Annotated in this window: 18 protein-coding genes; 2 read left to right on the top strand and 16 right to left on the bottom strand. The window is 59.0% G+C overall.

Annotation, left to right across the window (positions count from 1 at the left end; all coding sequences use genetic code 11):
• Positions 1-225 precede the first annotated feature (225 nt).
• Positions 226-3,771: a pyruvate:ferredoxin (flavodoxin) oxidoreductase gene (gene nifJ, locus AB5Y67_RS21365; protein ID WP_110302572.1), complete on the top strand. Its 3,546-nt coding sequence runs from the start codon at positions 226-228 to the stop codon at positions 3,769-3,771.
• Positions 3,772-3,882: 111 nt separating this feature from the next.
• On the opposite strand, the gene AB5Y67_RS21360 is transcribed toward nifJ, so the two are convergent.
• On the bottom strand, positions 3,883-5,259 hold the full coding sequence (locus tag AB5Y67_RS21360; RefSeq protein WP_190973269.1) for an MDR family MFS transporter: 1,377 nt from the start codon (positions 5,257-5,259) through the stop codon (positions 3,883-3,885).
• Positions 5,260-5,432: 173 nt separating this feature from the next.
• On the opposite strand from AB5Y67_RS21360, the gene AB5Y67_RS21355 reads away from it, so the two are divergent.
• Positions 5,433-6,035, top strand: coding sequence for an HAD family phosphatase (locus tag AB5Y67_RS21355; RefSeq protein ID WP_005334990.1), 603 nt, complete (start codon positions 5,433-5,435; stop codon positions 6,033-6,035).
• An 84-nt stretch (positions 6,036-6,119) separates the two neighbouring features.
• Here the strand turns inward: AB5Y67_RS21355 and AB5Y67_RS21350 are convergent, their stop codons facing one another.
• From AB5Y67_RS21350 to AB5Y67_RS21280, 15 genes are all read right to left on the bottom strand, one after another.
• Positions 6,120-6,380 (bottom strand): hypothetical protein, encoded by a 261-nt coding sequence (locus AB5Y67_RS21350; RefSeq protein ID WP_199427299.1) that lies wholly within the window; start codon positions 6,378-6,380, stop codon positions 6,120-6,122.
• Between the two features lie 234 nt (positions 6,381-6,614).
• Positions 6,615-7,412: a DUF1338 domain-containing protein gene (locus tag AB5Y67_RS21345; protein ID WP_021229798.1), complete on the bottom strand. Its 798-nt coding sequence runs from the start codon at positions 7,410-7,412 to the stop codon at positions 6,615-6,617.
• A gap of 191 nt (positions 7,413-7,603) precedes the next feature.
• Positions 7,604-9,073: a succinylglutamate-semialdehyde dehydrogenase gene (gene astD / locus AB5Y67_RS21340; protein ID WP_199427300.1), complete on the bottom strand. Its 1,470-nt coding sequence runs from the start codon at positions 9,071-9,073 to the stop codon at positions 7,604-7,606.
• A gap of 72 nt (positions 9,074-9,145) precedes the next feature.
• Positions 9,146-10,165 (bottom strand): arginine N-succinyltransferase, encoded by a 1,020-nt coding sequence (astA, locus tag AB5Y67_RS21335; protein ID WP_199427301.1) that lies wholly within the window; start codon positions 10,163-10,165, stop codon positions 9,146-9,148.
• Between the two features lie 76 nt (positions 10,166-10,241).
• Entirely contained in the window at positions 10,242-11,459 is a 1,218-nt protein-coding gene (locus AB5Y67_RS21330) for an aspartate aminotransferase family protein (protein ID WP_199427302.1), read from the bottom strand.
• A gap of 277 nt (positions 11,460-11,736) precedes the next feature.
• Positions 11,737-12,318: an aminodeoxychorismate synthase component II gene (locus AB5Y67_RS21325; protein WP_199427303.1), complete on the bottom strand. Its 582-nt coding sequence runs from the start codon at positions 12,316-12,318 to the stop codon at positions 11,737-11,739.
• Between the two features lie 21 nt (positions 12,319-12,339).
• Complete coding sequence (locus AB5Y67_RS21320) at positions 12,340-12,555, bottom strand: hypothetical protein (protein ID WP_005334997.1); 216 nt, start codon at positions 12,553-12,555, stop codon at positions 12,340-12,342.
• 118 nt (positions 12,556-12,673) lie between these two features.
• Complete coding sequence (gene trpS / locus AB5Y67_RS21315) at positions 12,674-13,678, bottom strand: tryptophan--tRNA ligase (RefSeq protein WP_064340846.1); 1,005 nt, start codon at positions 13,676-13,678, stop codon at positions 12,674-12,676.
• Between the two features lie 42 nt (positions 13,679-13,720).
• Complete coding sequence (locus AB5Y67_RS21310; RefSeq protein ID WP_042082626.1) at positions 13,721-14,389, bottom strand: phosphoglycolate phosphatase; 669 nt, start codon at positions 14,387-14,389, stop codon at positions 13,721-13,723.
• Positions 14,376-15,050, bottom strand: coding sequence for a ribulose-phosphate 3-epimerase (gene rpe, locus AB5Y67_RS21305; protein ID WP_064340845.1), 675 nt, complete (start codon positions 15,048-15,050; stop codon positions 14,376-14,378). The genes AB5Y67_RS21310 and rpe overlap by 14 nt, the downstream gene beginning before the upstream one ends.
• A 189-nt stretch (positions 15,051-15,239) precedes the next feature.
• The gene (locus AB5Y67_RS21300; protein WP_005335008.1) at positions 15,240-16,112 is read right to left on the bottom strand and encodes a Dam family site-specific DNA-(adenine-N6)-methyltransferase; all 873 of its coding nucleotides are present in this window, start codon (positions 16,110-16,112) and stop codon (positions 15,240-15,242) included.
• Between the two features lie 70 nt (positions 16,113-16,182).
• Positions 16,183-17,763, bottom strand: coding sequence for an SPOR domain-containing protein (locus AB5Y67_RS21295; RefSeq protein WP_199416142.1), 1,581 nt, complete (start codon positions 17,761-17,763; stop codon positions 16,183-16,185).
• Entirely contained in the window at positions 17,753-18,835 is a 1,083-nt protein-coding gene (aroB, locus tag AB5Y67_RS21290) for a 3-dehydroquinate synthase (RefSeq protein WP_021229792.1), read from the bottom strand. The genes AB5Y67_RS21295 and aroB overlap by 11 nt, the downstream gene beginning before the upstream one ends.
• 14 nt (positions 18,836-18,849) lie before the next feature.
• Positions 18,850-19,368 (bottom strand): shikimate kinase AroK, encoded by a 519-nt coding sequence (gene aroK / locus AB5Y67_RS21285; RefSeq protein WP_005335014.1) that lies wholly within the window; start codon positions 19,366-19,368, stop codon positions 18,850-18,852.
• A gap of 191 nt (positions 19,369-19,559) precedes the next feature.
• Complete coding sequence (locus AB5Y67_RS21280) at positions 19,560-21,785, bottom strand: type IV pilus secretin PilQ (RefSeq protein WP_064340842.1); 2,226 nt, start codon at positions 21,783-21,785, stop codon at positions 19,560-19,562.
• Positions 21,786-21,789 lie beyond the last annotated feature (4 nt).

Here is a 21,789-nt window from a genome sequence, read left to right as displayed (position 1 = left end):
CGTGCTGACGGGCCATACCAATGGCCCGTCAATCGCCCCACGTTGGCTACCAGCAGAAAATCACGCTCCCACGCAACGGGATTAAATTAACCACTATTACTGACTTATTAATTGATTATTTATCTCGTTTGATACGCTCTCATTGCCCCTCTTACTATGCCTGCGACCTATCCATTGCCGATGCAACTATCGGCCTTCAAACTGGCATAGCAAAGTGGAAAACTGATGATCACCACAGACGGGAATAACGCAGTCGCCTCGGTGGCGTACCGCACCAGCGAAGTCATCGCCATCTACCCCATCACCCCCAGCTCGGCCATGGCTGAACAGTCGTCGGCCTGGTCGAGCGAGCGGGGCAAGAACCTGTGGGGGGATGTGCCTCGGGTTGTCGAAATGCAGTCGGAAGGGGGCGCCATCGCCGCCGTCCACGGCGCCCTGCAGACCGGCGCGCTGGCGACCTCGTTTACCTCGTCGCAGGGGTTGCTGCTGATGATCCCCAACCTCTACAAGCTGGCGGGTCAGCTCATCCCCTTCGTACTGCATGTGGCGGCGCGCACCGTGGCGACCCATGCGCTATCGATCTTTGGCGATCACTCGGACGTGATGGCGGTGCGCCAGACCGGCTGTGCCATGCTCTGTGCCAGCAATGTGCAGGAGGCGCAGGACTTTGCCCTGATCTCCCAGATAGCGAGCCTCAACAGCCGCCTCCCCTTTATCCACTTCTTCGACGGCTTTCGTACCTCTCACGAGATCGCCAAGATAGCGCCGCTCACTGACAACACCCTGCGTGCCCTGCTGCCCGCAGATGCCATCCGTGCCCATCGTGACCGGGCGCTCACCCCCGACAAACCGGTCATTCGCGGCACCGCCGCCAACCCGGACACCTACTTCCAGTGTCGGGAGGCGAGCAACCCCTGGTATGACGCTGCCTATGGCCATGTGAGCGAGGCGATGCAGGCTTTTGGCGAGCAGACCGGCCGCCACTACCGGCCGTTTGAATATGTCGGCCACCCACAGGCGGAGCGGATTGTGGTGCTGATGGGCTCGGCCATCGGCACCTGTGAAGAGGTGATCGAGCGCCTGCTGGCCCAAGGGGAGAAGGTAGGTCTGGTGAAGGTGCGGCTGTTCCGCCCCTTCTCGGCCGAGCACCTGTTGGCCGCAATTCCCGAAAGTGCCCGGGCCATCGCCGTGCTGGATCGCACCAAGGAGCCGGGCGCACAGGCCGAGCCCCTCTATCTCGACGTAATGACGGCGCTGGCCGAAGCGGTCAGCCGGGGCGAGCGGGCAAGCCTGCCGCGGGTTATCGGCGGTCGCTACGGCCTCTCCTCCAAAGAGTTCGGCCCCGCCTGCGCGCTGGCGGTATTTGTCGAGCTGGCGCAAGAGAACCCCCGCCCGCGCTTTACCGTCGGCATCTTCGATGACATCACTGGTCTCTCGCTGCCGCTGGCAGCGCTGGATTCGCAAAGCCCCCTCCACAGCCAGCCACACAAGCTGGAAGCGCTCTTCTACGGCCTTGGCAGCGACGGCACCGTCTCGGCGGCCAAGAACAGCATCAAGATCCTCGGCAACCACACCGACCTCTATCCGCAGGGCTATTTCGTCTACGACTCGAAAAAGGCGGGGGGTCTCACCGTCTCTCACCTGCGGGTGGGCGAGCGGCCGCTACAATCGGCCTATCTGGTGGAAGAGGCGGACTTTATCGGCTGCCATCAGTGGCAGTTTGTCGACAAGTACCGGATGGCGGAGCGCTTGAAGGCGGGCGGCATCTTCCTGCTCAACACCCCCTACAGCGAAGCGGATATCTGGCAGCGCCTCCCCAGCGAGGTACAGCACGCCCTGCGCGAGAAAGAGGCGCGCTTCTACATCATCAACGCCGCCAAAATTGCCCGCGACTGCCAGCTCGGTAACCGCATCAATACCGTGATGCAGATGGCCTTCTTCCAGCTCAGCGCCATCATTCCCCCCACAGAGGCGACCAGCCTGCTGAAGCAAGCCATCGCCACCAGCTATGGCAGCAAGGGGCAGACACTGGTCGAGCGCAACTGGATGGCACTGGAGGCAACCTGCGCCGCACTGACCCGGGTGCAACTTGGCGAGCTGGATCCTACCAGCCGCCCCCGCCCGCCGGTGGTTTCGGCCAAGGCCCCCGATTTTGTCCAGACCGTCACCGCCGCCATGCTGGCGGGACTGGGTGACAGCCTGCCGGTCTCCGCCTTCCCGCCGGATGGCACCTGGCCGGTCGGCACCACCCGCTGGGAGAAGCGCAATATCGCCAAGGAGATCCCCATCTGGGAGGCGGAGCTCTGCACCCAGTGCAACTACTGTGTCGCCGCCTGTCCCCACTCGGCCATTCGCGCCAAGGTGGTGGAACCGGATGCGCTGGCCGCTGCTCCCGCCACTCTCGATGCGCTGGATGTGAAATCCCGTGACATGCGCGGCCAGCAGTACGTGCTGCAGGTGGCGCCGGAGGATTGCACCGGCTGCAACCTCTGCGTCGAGGTGTGCCCGGCCAAGGATCGCAGCAACCCAGATCGCAAGGCGATCAATATGGCTTCACGGCTCGATCACCTCGACGAGCAGAAGGCCAACTACGACTTCTTCCTCGATCTGCCAGAGCGCAGCGCCGAGCAGCTGGAGCGCATCGACATTCGCACCTCCCAACTCATCTCGCCGCTGTTTGAATACTCCGGCGCCTGCTCCGGCTGTGGCGAGACCCCCTACATCAAGCTGCTGACCCAGCTCTATGGCGATCGGCTACTGATTGCCAACGCCACCGGCTGCTCGTCCATTTATGGCGGCAACCTGCCTACCACCCCTTACACCACCAACGCCGACGGGCGCGGCCCAGCCTGGGCCAACTCGCTGTTTGAAGACAACGCCGAGTTCGGACTGGGCTTCCGTCTCACCGTCGATCAGCACAGGGAGCGGGTGCGCCGTCTGCTGGCGGGCCTGGGCGACACCATTCCGGCAGCGCTGCGCGAGGCGTTCGGCGATGCCACCCTGCCGGTTTCCGAGCAGCGGGCCCATATCCAGCAGTTGCGAGCGCTGCTGCAGGAGAGCCAGACCCCGGCAGCCCAAGAGCTGGCTCGCGATGCGGACTATCTGGTGGAAAAATCGGTCTGGCTCATCGGCGGCGATGGCTGGGCCTATGACATCGGCTTTGGCGGGCTCGACCATGTGCTGAGTCTGGGGGAGAACATCAATGTGCTGGTGCTCGATACCCAGTGCTACTCCAACACCGGCGGCCAGCAGTCGAAGGCGACGCCACTCGGTGCCATCACCAAGTTTGGCGAGCAGGGCAAACGCAAGGCACGCAAAGATCTCGGGGCCAGCGTGATGATGTATGGCCACGTCTATGTGGCGCAAATCTCCCTCGGCGCCCAGATGAACCAGACGGTGAAGGCGATTCAGGAGGCGGAAGCCTATCCGGGCCCCTCGCTCATCATCGCCTACAGCCCCTGCGAGGAGCATGGATACGACATGGCCGAGAGCCACGAGCAGATGAAGCAGCTGACAGCCACCGGCTTCTGGCCCCTCTACCGCTTCGATCCGCGCCGCGCTGACGAGGGTAAATTGCCGCTGGCGCTCGACTCGCGGGCCCCCAATGCCTCGCTGGCCGAGACCTTGCGCCACGAGCCCCGCTTCCAGCGGTTGGAGCGCCAGCTGCCGGAGGTGGCCAGCCAGCTCTATGAAGAAGCGGAGCAGGAGGCCAACCGCCGCTTCGCCTGGTTGAGTCAACTTGCAGGCAAGGAGAGTCCGGCGCAGGAGTAAGCCACGTATGGCTTGATGACAACAGCCAGGCTATTCGCCAAATAACAATCAGGGCTCCCCGCGGGGAGCCCTGATGCTAGCTATGGTGAGCCAATATCGGCGCAGGCCGGATCAGGCGCTGATGGAGGCCAGCTCATGGCGCTTCAACGCCAGCAATGTGATGAGCAGCGCCAGCGTGGCGATCAGTGCCATGCCGATATAGGTCGCGCTGAAGCCCGGGGCCAGCAGATCGGGGGCGAGCCGGCTCAGATCGCCATCGCTGCCAGCAGGCAGGCGCAAGTGGAACAGCATGGAGCAGATGGCCACACCCACAGCACCGCCGAGCTCCCGCCCGAAGTTGAACAGCGACATACCGATGCCGCGATCTTCCCGTGGCAGGGCATTTTGCACCACCACCGAGAGGGCGGGCAGCACCAGACCCAGACCGATACCGGCAAACCCGAGGGCCAGTCTGACCCAAGCATCAAAGTGGATCTGCCAGAGCGCCACCGCCGCGAGGCCAAAGCCCACCGCAACAAAGCTCTTGTAGTGACCGGTACGGCCAATCAGCTTGCCACCGACAAAAGCGCCGGCGGTGATGCAGATCATGAAGATCACCATGCTCATCCCGCTCTCGCTGGCGCTCAACCCCTTCTGCCACTGCATCTGCAACGGCAGATAGACCAGCACGGCAAACATCAGCAACTGGGAGAGCATCACCAGCAGCACGCTCACCAGATAGCCGGGCAGCCGAGCCAGATGGGCAGGCAGAATGGGGTCGTGGGCACGCCGCTCAATCAGAATCAGCAGCAACAACGCGACGCCCAGCGCCGCCGAGAGCCAGAGGGCAGGCAGCGCCGCTTCCGGCGAGAGCAGCAACAGGGTGAGCGTGGTGACGGTAATCAGCAGACCCGCCCCCTTCCAGTCGAAGCGACTGTGGCGACGTACGTTGAGCTGCTTGAGGTTGCGGTTGATGAGAAAGACCGCCAGCGCCCCGAGCGGCAGATTGATCCAGAAGATCCAGCGCCAGCTGAGCTGCTCGGTGAAATAGCCGCCGAGCAAGGGGCCGGCGATGCTGGAGACCGCATAGACCGCCGAGATGTAACCCTGATACTTGCCCACCTCCCGCGGCGGTATGGTGTCGGCAATCACGGTAAACGCGAGGGCAATCAGACCTCCGCCCCCCAGTCCTTGCAGCACCCGCGCAGCCAGCAGGGTCGGCAGATCCTGAGAGAGAGCACAGGCCACCGAGCCCGCCAGAAACAGGCCAATGCCGATATTGAGCATCCGCACCCGGCCAAAGAGATCGCTCAGCTTGCCGTAGAGGGGCAGCACGGCGGTAGCCGCCAGCAGGTAGGCGGTGACCACCCAGGTGAGGGCGGCACCGGCGTGCAACTCGGCGCCAATCATGGGCAGCGGGGTGGTGACTATGCTCTTTTCCAGTGAACCAAGCGCGATCACCAGCGCCACACTGGAGAAGATGGTTTTGGGGGATATTTTCGAGGTCATAAGCGGACTCGCAGATCTGATATGCCAAAGTATCCGGCAATGAACGGATTATTGTCTCACAAATCAGCAAGAGATAGAAAAAACGGCGGCCACAATCTGCCCAACCATGAGGCCGATCCCACAAAACGCCGACCGTTTCTGCTAGCCTGCTCTATTTGATTCGAGGAGCCCCCATGAGCGAGCGTGAGCAGTACGGGTTTGATCACTATGATGCCCTGATTTTCGATATGGATGGCACTTTGGTAGATTCCATGCCCCTTCATCTGGATGCGTGGGAGCTTACCTGCGCCGAATTCGGCATCCCCTTCGAGCGGGATCAGCTCTATCAGTATGGCGGCATTCCCACCCGCAAGATCATCGCCATGCTGGCCGAGCAGCAGGGGCTGACGGTAGATGTCGAGGCCTTTACCCGTCGCAAGATTGCCCTCTATATGGAACATATCGACAAGGTCAGCGTCTTTCCCAAGATGTGGGAGCTGGTCAGGCACTATCACGGCAAGGTCAAGATGGGGATTGGCACCGGCTCACCGCGCAATCAGGCGGACTCCATCCTCAAAAGCACCGGGCTCGATGCCTATATCTCTGTGGTGGTCAGTGCCGATGATGTCACCAACCACAAACCGCACCCCGACACCTTTTTGCGGGTGGCCGAGCTGCTCGGCGCCAATCCCGCCAACTGTCTGGTGTTTGAAGACACCCGGATCGGGCTTGAGGCAGGCAAGGCGGCAGGGATGGATACCGTGCTGGTCATCGAAGGTGACCTGCACCAGCGCTAAACGGCTCAGGGCACGCAGGCAAACCGATAAAATGGTGTCATGACAGTGGCACCATTTTTTATTCACGTGAGCATGGCGGCAACGTCAGTGCCCGGACAGAGTTGCGATCACCGCCGGAATAGCGGCAACCGTCAGACAAAGGGCGTTGGTGTTGGCCTCATCCTGTAGTGCCTGATGAGTGCGAAGCAGCTCAAGGGCTTCGGCCGGGGTATCTGCAAAGGTGGGGGCGGCGATGGCGGCAAATCCCTGTTCGACCAGTTGACGACGCTCATCGCTATAGCTGGGTGCATTGGCATCTAGATAGGTAAGCGCCTGACCCTGCTTGAAAAAGTGATAGTTAGGCATCGATTGGCCCCGCAAAAATAAAGCGCCATTCTACTCCTTTTTGCTCCACCGCCAGCGTCAATCTGTGACGTATCAAGTGATCTATTTCACATTTTTATCAACAAACCTTTACCGATTGGGCGCCGTACAAATCCCCTTCCCACGCGGCGTCAGACAACACTCGCCACCGTCACTCGGCGCCAAACAAAACGCCTCCGACGAGGAGGCGTTGCGACTGAAACAGGGTGGTTCCCGTTACATGGCATTCGTCGATTCGAAGATCTTGTCGGCCGAGGCCTCGACAAAGCCCGGATAGAGCACGCCGTCCGCCTGCGGATAGCGCAGGGCAAACTCGTAGAAGCAGCTCGGGATAGTACGCACCCCATCGCTGAACGGCACCTCTGCTTTGTCGGCCATGGTGGAGGATTGCTCCAGCATCACCTGCGGGTCCCCTTTCACCTCGCCACCCACGCTGTTGAGCACAAAACCCGCCGCCTTGAGCGCAGCATTGACCTGATGGATGGTGTCGAAATCCTTCAACTTGTTGATATTGACCGTGAAGTGGTTGGCACGATAGCCCCATGCTGCCATCCATGCCGCGTACTCGCTCTCCGCCAGCAGGGTCTGGTAGTCGGCATAGGAGACCTGCCAGGGGGCGCCGGTGTAGAGAAATGCCGGGGTATCGGTCAGATGATCGGGCACCTGATCGGCCAGCTTGTGGATGATGGCCTGCGCCGCTGGGGAGAGTTCTTCCACCTTCAGCTCGCTGATAAACACCTTGGGAGCGTCCGGATCCTGATGCTCGAAGTGCTTGGCGTAGAGCTTCTTGGCCTTGAAGACATACTCGCCCTTCTGCTCGTAACCGAGCGCCAGGAAGTGGGCTGCCAGCTTCTCCAGCCCCAGCTTGGGCAGGTTGTAGGTACGAAACGCCACGTGATCGTTGACGATGGGCTCGCCGCCACCCAGCAGGGTGTGCACCTTGAGGGCGCTCGGGGTCACCTTGATGTAGTTGTCCCACAGATGGCTGAACAGGGTGTCGATATCCTTTTGCATCTCTCTTTCCTTTGATTGCGGGTACAGATGGGGGCACCGCTGGATGCCCCGTGTCGTTATTAGAAGCGCAGGCCGGGCGACAGTTGATCCGGCATGGCGGCTTTGCTGTCTTCGACAGAGGCAACCGGGGATATGACACAGTAGTCGGCGGCGTTGAGCCATCTCTGCTGCATTGGCATCCCCGTTTGCTCTTAAAACGTCAAACCAGGAGACAGCTGATCCGGCATAGCGGCCCTGCTGTCTTCAACGGAGGCAACTGGGTAAGCACAGTAATCAGCAGCGTAGTAAGCGCTTGCCCTGTGGTTGCCGGAAGCGCCGATACCACCAAACGGCGCGGCACTGGAGGCGCCGGTGATGGGTTTGTTCCAGTTGACGATACCGGCGCGGATCCGCTTGAAGAAATGGTGCCAGTCCGCATCCTTGTCCCCCAGCAGACCGGCCGAGAGACCGTAGCGGGTGGCGTTGCCCTGATCGATTGCGGCATCGAAATCATCATAGCGAATGAGTTGCAGCAGCGGGCCGAAGTACTCTTCGTCAGGCAGCGCGCTCACTGAGGTCACGTCGATAATGCCCGGGGAGACAAAGCCTGTGCCCGCTTCCAGGTGCTTGAGGGTAAGCAGGCTCTCGCCACCGAGGCGCTGCAGGTTGGCTTGCGCCTCGACCATGCCCTGTGCTGCCTTCTCGCTTATCATCGAACCCATGAAAGGCTGCTCAGCGGCGTCATAGAGGCCGACCTTGATCTGGCCGACCACCTCGACCAGTCGCTTGACCAGGGCATCGCCCCGCTCGCCACGCTCGACAAACAGACGGCGAGAGCACGTACAGCGCTGACCGGAAGTGATGAACGCCGACTGGACGATGGCATGGACAGCGCCGTCGATGTCGCTCACATCTTTAACAATCAGCGGGTTGTTGCCGCCCATCTCCAGCGCCAAAATTTTTCCCGGCTGACCGGCAAACTGCTGATGGAGGAAATGACCGGTGCGGGAAGAACCAGTAAAGAAGAGGCCGTCGATGTCGGGATTGCCCGCCAGCGCCTTGCCGGTCTCGACCTCCCCTTGCACCAGATTGAGTACCCCTTTGGGTAGCCCGGCCTGCTGCCACACCTTGAGCATGGCTTCGGCCACCATGGGGGTCAGCTCGGAGGGTTTGAACACCACGGCGTTACCCGCGATCAGTGCAGGTACGATATGGCCGTTGGGCAGATGACCTGGGAAGTTGTAAGGGCCGAACACAGCCACCACACCGTGGGGCTTGTGACGGACAAACGCCTTGGCGCCCGGCATGGCATTTTCAACGGTGCCGGTGCGCTCGTCGTGGGCACGGATGGAGATGGCAATCTTGCCCTGCATGGCGGCCACTTCAGTACGGGTCTCCCACAGCGGTTTGCCTGTTTCACGGGCGATGGTCAGGGCCAGCGCCTCTTTCTGCTCGCCAAGCAGGTCGGCATAACGACGCACTATGGCCAGACGATCCTCAAGGCTCATGTCCGCCCAGTGGTAGAAGGCGGCACGGGCGGCCTTGACGGCGGCATCCACCTGCGCCGCACTGGCGGCAGCCCCCTGCCAGATCACCTCGTTCTTGGCCGGATCGGTTGACTCGAACGGCTTGCCTTCACCGGCAAGCCACTGACCGTCGATAAATTGCACTAACTGGCTCATCCATTCACTCCCTGTCGCTGACAGGCAACCTCGGCTGCCTGTCTGATAATCGATTTGCTTGTCCTGTTTGCCTCAATCGAGGTCAACCACCCGCACCATGTCGCCATCCTGCACCTTGAGTGCCGCCGCCATCTTGGGCGGAATGATGGCTTCGTGCTTGTCGAGATCGACCCGGATATTGCCGTAGCAGGCGCGGTAATGCTCGAAACGGCTGTTGCAGATAAAGTGGGTCTTACCACCGATGGGCTCGCCCACCAGCACCCGCAGCTTCTTGCTGCGGCGCACGCTGCGAATATTCTTCACGTCGCACTCGACGGTGGGGCCCGCATCGAAAATATCGACGTAACCACGGTTCACGAAGCCCTCGTCCTGCAGCATCTTGATGGCGGGACGGGTCTTCTCGTGGGTCTGGCCGATAACGGCCCGCGCCTCTTTGCTCAGCAAATTGACGTAGATGGGGTACTTGGGCATCAGTTCGGCGATAAAACGCTTCTTGCCGATGCCGGTCAGATAGTCGACGGTAGGAAAATCCATCGAGAAGAAATGGGTTTGCAGCCACTCGTAGAAGGGGCTGTGACCGTTGGCATCGGAGACGCCACGCATCTCGGCGAAGACGGTCTCGTCAAACAGCTCGGGGTGCTCGGCCATAAACAGAAAGCGGTGCTTGGAGAGCAGGCGGCCGTTGAGCCCCTCGCGGGCACATTCGCGCAAGAACAGGGTGCAGAGCTCGGAGTTGCCGGTGTAGTCGTTGGAGAGAGTCAGGGTTTCAACGACGTTGTAGATGCCGAGCTTGGGTGATGAGTGCACCACCTTGCCGATGTGGTAGTTGTAAAACGGCTGGGAGAGGCCAACCGCGGCATCGATGGCACAGGTGCCCACCATCTCGCCGGTCTCCAGATCCTCAGCCACGAAGAAGTAAAGGCAGTCCCCCTTGCCGGCGGGCTTGTCGGAAAAAGTCTGGGTAGAGGCATCGATCTTGCGCTGCAGCAGCTCATCGTTGACGGGCAACGAGGTCATGCCGGTGCCGGACTCGATGGCGCAGGTCTTGAGCCCGGCAAAATCTTTTTGCTCGATGGGACGGATAACCAACATAAATGACAACTCCCTTTCATTGACGACAGGTGGGGTCCCGGCTCCTGCCGGGAGAGCTCCCCACCTCAATTTGCAATCAGGCGTTAACCACCTGGGCAACCGCCTTCTCGAAGCGGGCCAACCCCTCCTTGATGTCCGCTTCCGGGATCACCAGCGAGGGGGCAAAACGAACCACGTTGGTGCCGGCAACCAGCGCCATCAGCCCCTGATCGATGGAGGCCAGCAGGAAGTCGCGCGAGCGTCCCTTGTAGGCTTCGCTCAGGGCAGCTCCCAGCAGCAGACCCTTGCCGCGGATCTCGCTAAAGCAGTGGTATTTGGCATTGATGGCCTCAAGTCCATCACGGAACAGCTGCTCGCGCTGCTTGATGCCCGCCAGCACCTCCGGGGTATTGATCACATCGATCACCGCCTCGGCGACCGCACAGGCCAGCGGGTTGCCGCCGTAGGTAGAGCCGTGAGTGCCCACTTTCAAGTAAGAGGCGATTTCGTTGGTGGTCAGCATGGCGCCGATGGGGAAACCGCCCCCCAGCGCCTTGGCGCTGGTGAGGATGTCCGGCGTGACGCCCAGACCCATATAGGCATAGAGATCACCGGTCCGGCCGACCCCTGACTGCACTTCGTCATACACCAGCAGGGCATTGTGTTTGTCGCACAGCTCGCGCACCCCTTTGGCAAACTCGTCGGTAGGACGAATGATGCCCCCCTCCCCCTGCAGCGGCTCCATCACCACGGCGCAGGTGTTGTCGGAGATCACCTCGGCCAGCGCCGCCAGATCGTTGTAGGGAACATGGGTAATGTCACCGGGCTTGGGACCGAAGCCATCGGAGTAGGCTGCCTGACCGCCGACGCTGACGGTAAAGAAGGTACGACCGTGGAAGCCCTGATTAAAGGCGATGATCTGGGTCTTCTGCTCGCCAAACTTCTCGATGGCGTAGCGGCGAGCCAGCTTGAGGGCAGCCTCGTTTGCTTCGGCGCCGGAGTTGCAGAAGTAGACCTTGTCGGCGAAGGTGGCGGCAACCAGCTTCTTGGCCAGACGCAGGGCCGGCTCGTTGGTCATGACGTTGGAGAGGTGCCACAGCTTCTCGCCCTGGGTTTTCAGGGCCTCGACCAGCTTGGGATGACAGTGACCCAAACCGTTGACGGCGATGCCACCGGCGAAGTCGACATACTCGCGCCCTTCCTGATCCCAGACACGTGACCCTTCACCACGCACCGGGATGATCTTGGCGGGCGCATAGTTGGGAACCATCACTTCATCAAACACTTCACGTGTCACTGCCAACAACTCTGACATATAGCTCTCCTTCGATTCGGCGACAGAATAATCCACCGCCCAAAAGTTAAATCCGTGTAAACGTAGCGGGATTATCACAGAAATAAAGTAAAAAGTCTGTAACAAGACGGCCTATAAGGAACAATGTTCGATTGCTCTTGAGATTTTAGGCAACCGCATTGCATAACGACTCAGGGGGGCTTGGCAAGAGATAATTTGGGCAGGAGAGGGGGTGAATAAAGTGTCAGGGAAATTTTTTTTGCCTTCTCTCGAACTTGAGAAGGCGATCACAACTTTTTTATGAACGCGCCAGAAAGTTGGCCAGCAACTGATGGCCCTGCTCGCTCAAAATACTCTCCGGATGGAACTGAACACCCTCGACAGGGAGCGTCTTGTGGCGCAGCCCCATGATCTCGTCAAACGAGCCATCGGCATGCTCGCTCCAGGCGGTGATGTCGAAGCTGTCGGGCAGCGTGTCGCGCTCCACCACCAGTGAATGGTAACGAGTCACCCTCAGCGGGTTGTTGAGCCCCTTGAACACCCCCTCATGGCGATGGCGGATGAGCGAGGTTTTGCCGTGCATTACCTGACGGGCACGTATTACGCGGGCGCCGAAGGCCTGCGCCAACGACTGATGACCGAGACAGACGCCGAGAATGGGCAGCTTGCCAGCAAAGTGGCTGATGGCATCGAGAGAGATCCCCGCCTCATTGGGCGTACAGGGACCGGGGGAGATCACCAGAAAACGGGGGGAGAGCTGCGCTATGGCATCAAGCGTCAGTTCATCATTGCGCTTGACCACAACCTCTTGTCCCAGGGCGCCGAAATATTGCACCAGGTTCCAGGTAAAAGAGTCGTAGTTATCGATCAACAACAGCATGAGATAACCAACAGCGGAGAATTAACGATCGAGATAACGACCCTGTTCCATTTCCCGTTCACGCTGACACTCGGCCAGATAGATGGCGGCAGCAACGGCAGGGGTTTTATGGTGCTTGTCGATGGCATTGGAGACCATCAACTGCAGGGTATTGAGGTTTTTCGCCTTGCGAAATTTACGTAGCCAGTGACCTTTGTCACTCAGCTCTTCAGCAGAAATAGTTGGTTGAACAGGCATGCTTTCTCTTGGGGATATTACCCAGGTTGAAATAAAGAAATTAAACAAAATAGCTAGGCAGAAAATAAAGAAAGCCAGGCAAATACCCAGCTCTCTTCTACTACACCTTCCCAGTATGTCAGGCTCGAGGAACGAAGCCGACTACATCATATACGCTGGTCAGGGTTTTTTCAGCTCTTTCGCGCGCCTTTTGTGCTCCTTCTGCCAGAATCGCGATCAGATGGGCCTCATCCTGACGCAACTCGTGGAAACGGGCCTGGATCGGTTCCAGCAGCGCAACCACGGCTTCGGCGGTTTCGGTCTTGAGGTGACCGTACATCTTGCCTTCGAAGTGCTGCTCCAGCTCGGGGATGGAGCGACCCGTCACCCCGGACATCAGGGTCAGCAGGTTGGAAACACCCGGTTTGTTTTCCGGATCAAAACGCACCACCGCCGGCTCGTCGGAGTCGGTCACCGCACGCTTGATCTTCTTGACGATCTGCTTGGGATCTTCCAGCAGGCCGATGAAGTTGGCCTCGTTGTCATCCGACTTGGACATCTTCTTGGTCGGATCCTGCAGGCTCATCACCCGCGCCCCTTCAGTCGGAATAAAGGGCTCCGGCATGGTGAATACCTCACCATAGAGATTGTTGAAACGGGTGCAGATGTCGCGGGTCAGCTCCAGATGCTGCTTCTGGTCGTTGCCGACCGGTACCTGATTGGCCTGATAGAGCAGAATATCAGCGGCCATCAGCACCGGATAACCGAACAGGCCGACGTTGACGTTGTTCTCGAAACGGGTGGACTTGTCCTTGAACTGGGTCATGCGCGACAGCTCACCCATCTGGGTATAGCAGTTGAGGATCCAGCCCAGCTCGGCGTGCTGCGGTACGTGAGACTGGATGAAGACGGTGCTCTTCTTGGGATCGATACCGACCGCCAGATAGAGGGCGGCCGCATCCAGACAAGCTTTGCGCAGGGCAGCCGGGTCCTGACGAGTGGTGATGGCGTGCAGATCGACAATGCAGTAGAGGCAGTCGAACTCATCCTGCATGTTGACCCACTGACGCAGGGCCCCCATGTAGTTGCCGATGGTCAGTTGACCGGAGGGTTGCGCTCCGCTCAATACGATTGGTTTAGTCATGAGAGTGTTAATCCTTGTTATTCAGCCAGCCCAGCTGCGCTATTAGACCAAAAGTGCATCGAGCTGGGCAAACTGCTCGAATACCCAGTCTGGATGGGAGTCGGCGATGGGGCGGCCATAGTTGTAGCCGTAGGTAAGACCCACCACCTTCATGCCAGCCGCCTTGGCCGCCAGCACGTCATTTTCTGAGTCGCCCACCATCAGGGTGCGAGCCGGGCTCACCCCCAACTCCTGGCAGGCGTGCAGCAAGGGCTCCGGGCTCGGCTTCTTGACTGGCACGCAGTTGCCACCAAGCCAGAGTTCGAAACAATCGCTGATGCCAAGGGCATCGAGGATAGGGGCCACGAAATCGCTCGGCTTGTTGGTAACAATCGCCTGCTTGTAGCCCAAGCTTTGCAGACGGCGCAGACTCTGCGCCACCCCGTCATACATCGCCAGCCCTTGCAGCAGGCAGGCGTTGTAGTGCTGGAAAAAGATCGGTCTGGCCTTGGCAAACAGCTCGGGATCGGCCTCGCGATAGGCGAGCGCCCGCTGGATCAGCTTGTCGGCGCCGTTGCCAACCCAGGTACGGATCACCGCTTCATCGGCCTGCGCCAGACCGAGGTCTGCCAGAGTCAGATTGACTGCCAGCGCCAGCTGGGCGGCGCTGTCAATCAGGGTGCCGTCCAGATCAAACAGCACCAAATCAAATGCGCGCTCAGCGTGTGACATGAGCCAGCTCCGCACGCATCTTATCGATCACCGCCTTGTAGTCAGGCTGGCTGAAAATGGCAGAGCCGGCGACAAACATGTCGGCGCCCGCTTCGGCGATCTCGCGGATGTTGTCGACCTTCACCCCGCCATCGATCTCGAGGCGGATATCGCGGCCGCTCTCGTCGATCAGACGACGTACCTGACGCAGCTTGTCGAGGGTGCCGGGGATGAAACTCTGGCCACCGAAGCCCGGGTTGACCGACATCAGCAGGATCACATCCAGCTTGTCCATCACATATTCGAGGCAGGAGAGCGAGGTAGCCGGATTGAGCACCAGACCCGCCTGGCAGCCCATCTCCTTGATCAGGCCCAAAGAGCGGTCAACGTGATCGGACGCTTCCGGATGGAAGGTGATGAGGGAAGCACCGGCTTTGGCAAAATCGGGAATGATGCGATCCACCGGCTTGACCATCAGGTGCACGTCGATGGGGGCCTCGATACCGTAGTCACGCAGCGCCTGACAGACCATGGGGCCAATGGTCAGGTTGGGGACATAGTGGTTGTCCATCACGTCGAAGTGAACCACGTCGGCACCGGCAGCCAGTACCTGGGCTACATCATCACCCAGACGGGCAAAATCGGCAGAGAGGATCGAGGGGGCAATCAGAAAGTCTTTCATCAGCATCATCCATTGGCAGCCAGGGAGAAAAAGCGGCGCAATTTTAACGTAAAAGGCGGGCGAAAACGACTCGAATGCGGGGTAAATGGGGCAATCACCTCCCCTCCCCCAGCAACCCGGGTTATAGGACATCGGCACGGGCGCGGACTTGCCCATAAAAAACGGCGCCCCTGGGCGCCGCATGGTCTGTTACGTCAGTGGCAGCAGTTCACTGTCGCTGGGATAGTAGCCCTGCTCCGGTTCGATTCCTGGGGGATAGAGCGCCAACAACTCGGCCACCTTGTTGCGGGTGCCGCCGTTGCGACTGATGGTGCGCTTGACCAAGATTTCGTCGAGGCGGGCACCGCGATAAAGCTCACGAGTCAGCTCAATATCGTGGTTGCTGATCAGCACCGGCACCCCTTTGTGAGCCGCTGTGTGGCGGGCCAGTCGAGCCAGGATCGCCTGATCATCCAGGGTAAACCCACCGGAGGCATAGGTGGTGAAGCTCGCCGTAGTGGAGAGCGGCGCATAGGGTGGATCACAATAGATAACCCAATCCTCTTCGGCACGCTTGATGGCATCGGCGTAGCTCTCGCAGATAAAGGTCGCCTTCTGCGCCTTTTCGGCAAAGGCCCACAGCTCTTTTTCCGGGAAATAGGGCTTCTTGTAGGAACCAAACGGCACATTGAAGCCGCCCTTCTTGTTGTAGCGGCACAGTCCGTTGAAACCGTGACGGTTGAGAAACAGGAACAAGAGTGCCCGCTCGAAGGTGGTCTCGGTCTGATTGAACTGGGTACGCAGCCGGTAATAGGCCGCCTTGTGGTTGTGCTCTGCCACAAACAGCTTGCGCGCCTCGGCAATGAAACTGTCCGGCGTCAGCTTGAGGTGGTTGTACAGGCAGATCAGATCCGGATTGATGTCGTTGAGCACATACGCGTCGTAGTCAGTGTTGAGAAACACTGACCCGGCCCCGACGAAGGGCTCCAGCAACACACGCCCGGCCGGCAGGCGCTCGGCAATCTCTTCAACCAGGGAGTATTTTCCCCCGGCCCATTTTAAAAAAGCGCGTGTTTTTTTCATGGAAATCCGGTGTGTAAGAAGGCAAGACCCAAAAAGGGGGACGATTCTACCCCCTTATCCGGTATCAAGGCTATTGCTTCAGCTCTTTTTGTACCTGTGCAAACGACTTGGGCCAGGGCTGGCCTTTCAGCAAGGCTGGCGGAAGCTTGCGAATGGCACTCTTGGCCTGGGTCAGACCGGCATAATCCCCTTGCAGCACAACGTACCAGGGGCTGCCACGGAATTTGGTCTGATAGACCCAGACCTTGCCCGCCAGACCATGCTCGGCGACAAATTGATCCACCGCCTTGGTGTTGCTCGCCCCCATCAGCTGAACGCTGTAGTGGTTGCGCGGCTTCTTGTTCAAGGTGGCGACCGGTGTCAGGGCCACTTTGGGTGCTGGCGCGGCAACCGGCTCGTTGCTGGCTGTTTTGGTGGTAGCAGCAGGCGTTGCGGTTGTCGCCGGATTCAGTGCTTTGGAGGTACTGGCTGGCGCCGTGGTTGCGATTGCACCACTGGGGGCTGTGCCACTCGGGTTCTTGCCGGTCAGCTCGTCCACCACGTCAGTAGGCAGTGCGCCGCTCACCTTGGGTTCGGTCATCAGCTTTTGCACGACCTCGTCAGAGATCACCACCCGACGCCCTTCGTAATTGGTTGATTCGGTGGTCACAGTTTCGCTCTCTACCGACTTTGGCAGCACTTTCGCCTCCGGCTGCCAATCTTTCACAACCCCATTGGGATTGCTGGCTGCATCGCTGTTTTGCGCGCCTTGTGCAGCGGAATCTGTATTCGAACCGCCAGCGGTGAGGGGATCGCCTCCCGCTACCGGGATCGGCAATGCCGTGTTCTGTGCCGGATCCTGCAGTGCCGGTTTGCTTTCATTGTCAAACAGCGCAGGCAGCAGGTAGCTCAACGCCAGCAGGCCGCCAGCGACCAGCGCGATAGCGGTGGCAATCTTCTTGACAGGCAACTCCGCCTGACGCTTCTTGGGCCTTCTGTCGGTCATGATATCCTCCAGTAACTGCATGATGGTGGACGGATGTCCGTTCGCCGTTTTCAGGATCTCCTCCACTTGCGGCTTGGGCAAGAGGGTCGCCGGGATCTTGAGCTCTTTGGCTTTCTCATACAAGAAGATGCGCTGCTCGGGCGGGCTCAGTGGCGGCACTTCCAGCTCAAGGGCTGGCATGGCACGCCCTTTGAGCTGCGGTCGTTGGGTACGACACCAGACGTCACTGCCCGAGACGATAATGGCCAGCTGATGGGGAGCCGCCAGGGTATCGTTATGACGGATGATCGCCCACAACTCTCCCAGCAATTCGGCTGGCAACTGATCAGCCCGCTCTATCAGCAGCAGCAGGGTGGCAGGCTTGCTCCCCTCCAGCATGCGAAAGAAGCTCTCCGCCAGGGCATCCTGTGGATTGAAGAGCGGGCGCGCCACTACCTGTGGCAATAACAGCTGACGCACATCCACCATCTTCATGGCAGGTGTACCAATCAGGCTTACCACCCGCACTTTTTCAGGCAACACGCCGAGCAGGGATTCGCACAGGGTACCGCGACCACAACCGGGTTTACCGGAGAGAAAAATGAAAGGGTGATTGAATTCAATCAGATGCAGCAGCCGGTCAACCAGCTGCCGCTGGGAAGGAAGTTTTAGCAGTTTATTCGTCACGACCAGACTCGATCACCGCCAGCAACTCGGCATCGGACACATCCCCCACCACCTGCGCATGGCCGATGCCAACCGGCAACACCAGACGCAGCTTGCCTTCCAGCACCTTCTTGTCACGGCGCATATGGCGAATAAAGGCGGCGAAATCCATCTCGGCAGGCGCATGAATGGGCAGATTGGCGGCCAGCAGCAGAGCGCGCACACGCGCAACGTCCGCTTCGCTCATATCGCCACGGGCCTGCGCAGTCCAGGCTGCCAGCATAGTGCCGGCGGATACTGCTTCACCGTGTAGCCAGTTGCCATACCCCTGCTCGGCCTCGATGGCATGACCAAAGGTGTGACCCAGATTGAGCAGCGCACGGACGCCGTGCTCGGTCTCATCCTGACCGACCACATCGGCTTTGATCTCGCAGCAGCGTTTGATGGCGTAGGCCAGCGCGGCAGGTTCCAGCTGTTGCAGACGCACCATGTTCTGCTCCAGCCAGCTGAAGAAATCAGCATCCCAAATGATGCCGTACTTGATCACCTCGGCCATCCCTGCGGCAAATTCGCGGGCGGGCAAGGTACTCAGACATTCAGTATCGATAACAACTTGTTTGGGCTGATAAAAAGCCCCAATCATGTTCTTGCCGAGGGGGTGGTTGACAGCGGTTTTACCGCCGACAGAGGAGTCAACCTGGGAGAGCAGAGTGGTCGGGATCTGGATAAAAGGAATGCCACGTTGATAGCTTGCTGCCGCAAAGCCCACCACATCCCCGATCACGCCGCCCCCCAGAGCGATCAGTGTCGTATCGCGCCCATGGTTGGTTTCAAGCAGAGCAGACATGATCTGCTCAAAGGTCGCCAGGTTCTTGTACGCCTCGCCGTCAGGCAGGATCAGGTGTTCAACCTGAAAACCCGACAGCAGAGCGGTTACCCGTTCAAGATAAAGCGGAGCAACGACCGTGTTGGTCACTATCATCACCCGCTTGCCCTTGATGGTCGATACCAGCGCCTCAGGGCGCTGCAACAACCCGGCAGCTATCTCGATGGGATAGCTGCGTTCACCCAGTTCGACCTTCAACCGTTCCATGGACGTCCTCTAGATTACATACCGATCAGCTTTACAATTTGATTGGCAACGATTTTTGCGCTCTGGTCATCGGTGTGCACAACAAAGTCGGCAACCTCTTCATACAGGGCATTGCGCTCTTGTGCCAGACGTTCCAGCACTTCGCGTGCCGGTTCTTCGGTCTGTAGCAGAGGGCGGCGTTTGTCTCGCTGTGTGCGCGCCAGCTGCTTTTCGATAGTGGTTTCGAGGTAGACCACGATGCCACGAGCAGACAACTTGTTGCGGGTTTCGCGACTCTTGATGGCACCGCCACCCGTCGCCAGCACGATACCCTGCTGCTCTGACAATTCGCCGATCACCTTCTCTTCGCGAATCCGGAAACCTTCTTCGCCTTCAACATCGAACACCCAGCCGATATCAGCACCACTGCGGCGCTCAATCTCATGATCTGAGTCGAAAAACTCCATATGCAGTTGTTCTGCCAGATGTCTACCTATGGTGCTCTTGCCCGCACCCATGGGACCTATCAGGAAAATATTGCGTTTCTCAGCCATGTCTTTTCGTTAGTAATTACAAACTGTACGACCCCGATGAATACTGGATCGGGGTACCTATGAACCTTATCTTGCGATGGATCAGGAGGGGGATTATCTCAATAGATATCGGGACTGGCAACCGCAGCCCTTACGCCCCAGCCTCATTGGGGCGTAAGGTTATATGTGTTTTACCCTCACATGTAAAGCATTCAGAAGGCGTCGGTGACTATCTTGGGCGTCACGAAAATCAGCAACTCCCGCTTTTTGTTCTCGCTGGTGGTCTTGCGGAACAAGGCCCCCAATCCGGGAATGTCACCCAGCAGCGGCACCTTGGTCACATCGCTCTTGATGGTCTGCTGATAGATGCCGCCCAGTACCAGCGTCTCGCCATTGTTCACCAGTACCTGAGTGGTGATGGACTGGGCGTTGATGGAAACCGCATCACCGGTACCGGTCGGTACCGTTTCACCCTTGGTATCCTGGGTCACGGTCAGGTCGAGAATCACCCGATTGTCAGGGGTGATCTGCGGAGTAACCTTCAGGCTCAATACCGCCTTTTTGAAGGTAACCGAGGTAGCGCCACTGGAAGAGGACTCCACATAGGGGATCTCGGTACCCTGCTCGATCAGCGCCGGTTTCTGGTTCGCAGTGGTCACGCGCGGACTGGCGATAATCTCGGCTTTGCTCTCTTTTTCCAGCGCCGACAACTCGAGATCCAGCAAGGTGCCATCAGCCAAACGGGCGACCTGGAAGGCTAAAGTACCGGCCGCATTGGTCACCGGCAGGTTGACGTTCAACCGATCGTCTGCTGTCGGTCTGGTAATTGTCGAACCACCATTGTTGTTACCAGAGCCATCATTCCCCGCTATGGAACCGGACGTACTGTTGCCATGACCATCGTTTTTGGTCACACCCCACCGCACCCCGAGCGCTTCATCAAAGCCGTCATCAATGGTCACCATCCGCGCCTCGATAACCACCTGCTTGACCGGAATATCGAGAATATCGAGCATCCGTTTGATGCTGCTGATGACATCGGCGGTATCCTTGACCACCAACACGTTGGTTCGCTCATCCACGCTCACCGCACCACGGGGTGACAGCAACTTGGTGCTTTCGGAAGAGAGCAGGGCCGCCACTTCCGAGGCCTTGGCATAGTTTATCTGCAGATACTCGGTATAGAGCTGCGCCAAATCTGCGACCTGATTGCGGCTCTCCAGCTGTTGCTTCTCGCGTGTTGCGATCTCTTCTGCAGGCGCTACCAACAAGATGTTGTTATCCAACCGCTTATCCAGACCCCGCACCTTCAAAATAATGTCGAGCGCCTGCTCCCACGGCACCCCATCCAGACGCAAGGTAATATTGCCTGCTACCGAATCTGTGGTTACCAGGTTGAGATTGTTGAAATCAGCGATCAGCTGCAGCACGGTACGGACCGGAATATCCTGGAAGTTCAATGAGATGGGCTTGCCCTGATACTGCTTTGATGCCGTGGCCGTCGTCCGCTTTTTCACCTCGATAATGAAGAGCTTGTCTGCCTGATCGTAACGGTAATCAAACTGACCATTGATCGACAGTTCAAACAGGGTATCGCTCCCCTGCCGGGAGACTTCAACCTGTGAGACCGGCGTTGCAAAATCCTGCACATTGATCAGATTAAGCAAGCCATCCGGTACCCGAGTGCCATGAAACTTGGCCAGTACGGTCTGGCCGCGGCTGCTCACATCAACGGCGGCGGAGCTGTTATCCAGCGTGACCAGAAACTCCCCCTGGCCATCTTTACCACGACGAAAATCCACACCGGTAACCGTGTTGAAATAGGCGCCGCTCCCATTGCTTTGATAGTTGTTGAGCACCGGCTTGCTGGCAGGCTGTGTGGCTACCGGCGTAGTCACGGGCGCAACAGGCATCGACCGTGCGACGACCTGAGGATTGAGCAGTGCCGAAGGATAGGGTGTGGCCACCATCGCAGAGGGCGCTGGCACAGGAGTAGCCGAGGTTGCGGGTGCAATCAGCGCGCTCTCACCATTGATGAGCCCGGAAGAGGCCCCCTCGCCCAATGACACCAGTAATTTGTTCCCCTGTTGCTGCACCTGATAGGGAGCAAGCTGATCGAGTGCGATCTTGATATCCAGACCTGCGCCCTTACCCTCAACCTTGATATTATCTACCCCCAGACGCTGGATCGGCAGCGGGTTCACTTTCAGCGCCCCTACCGCACCGGGAACATGCAACAATAGCTGATTGGGTTGGTAAGAGAGACGATCGGTAAAGCCCGTGACCGGCTCACTGAAACTGAGCTCCACCAGCAATTGATCGGCAAGCAGCGGATTGACCTTGATCTCCTGCAGGGTTGCCACTGCCCACGCCTGACTGAGGGCGCTGGCGCAAAACAGCAAAGCCACTTTGGATACACTCTCTATTGTTGTTCTCATTGCT

This window comes from Aeromonas sp. s12 (genome assembly GCF_040907925.1).
Taxonomy (GTDB): domain Bacteria; phylum Pseudomonadota; class Gammaproteobacteria; order Enterobacterales; family Aeromonadaceae; genus Aeromonas; species Aeromonas veronii.
This window is presented reverse-complemented; position numbering and strand designations above follow the sequence as displayed.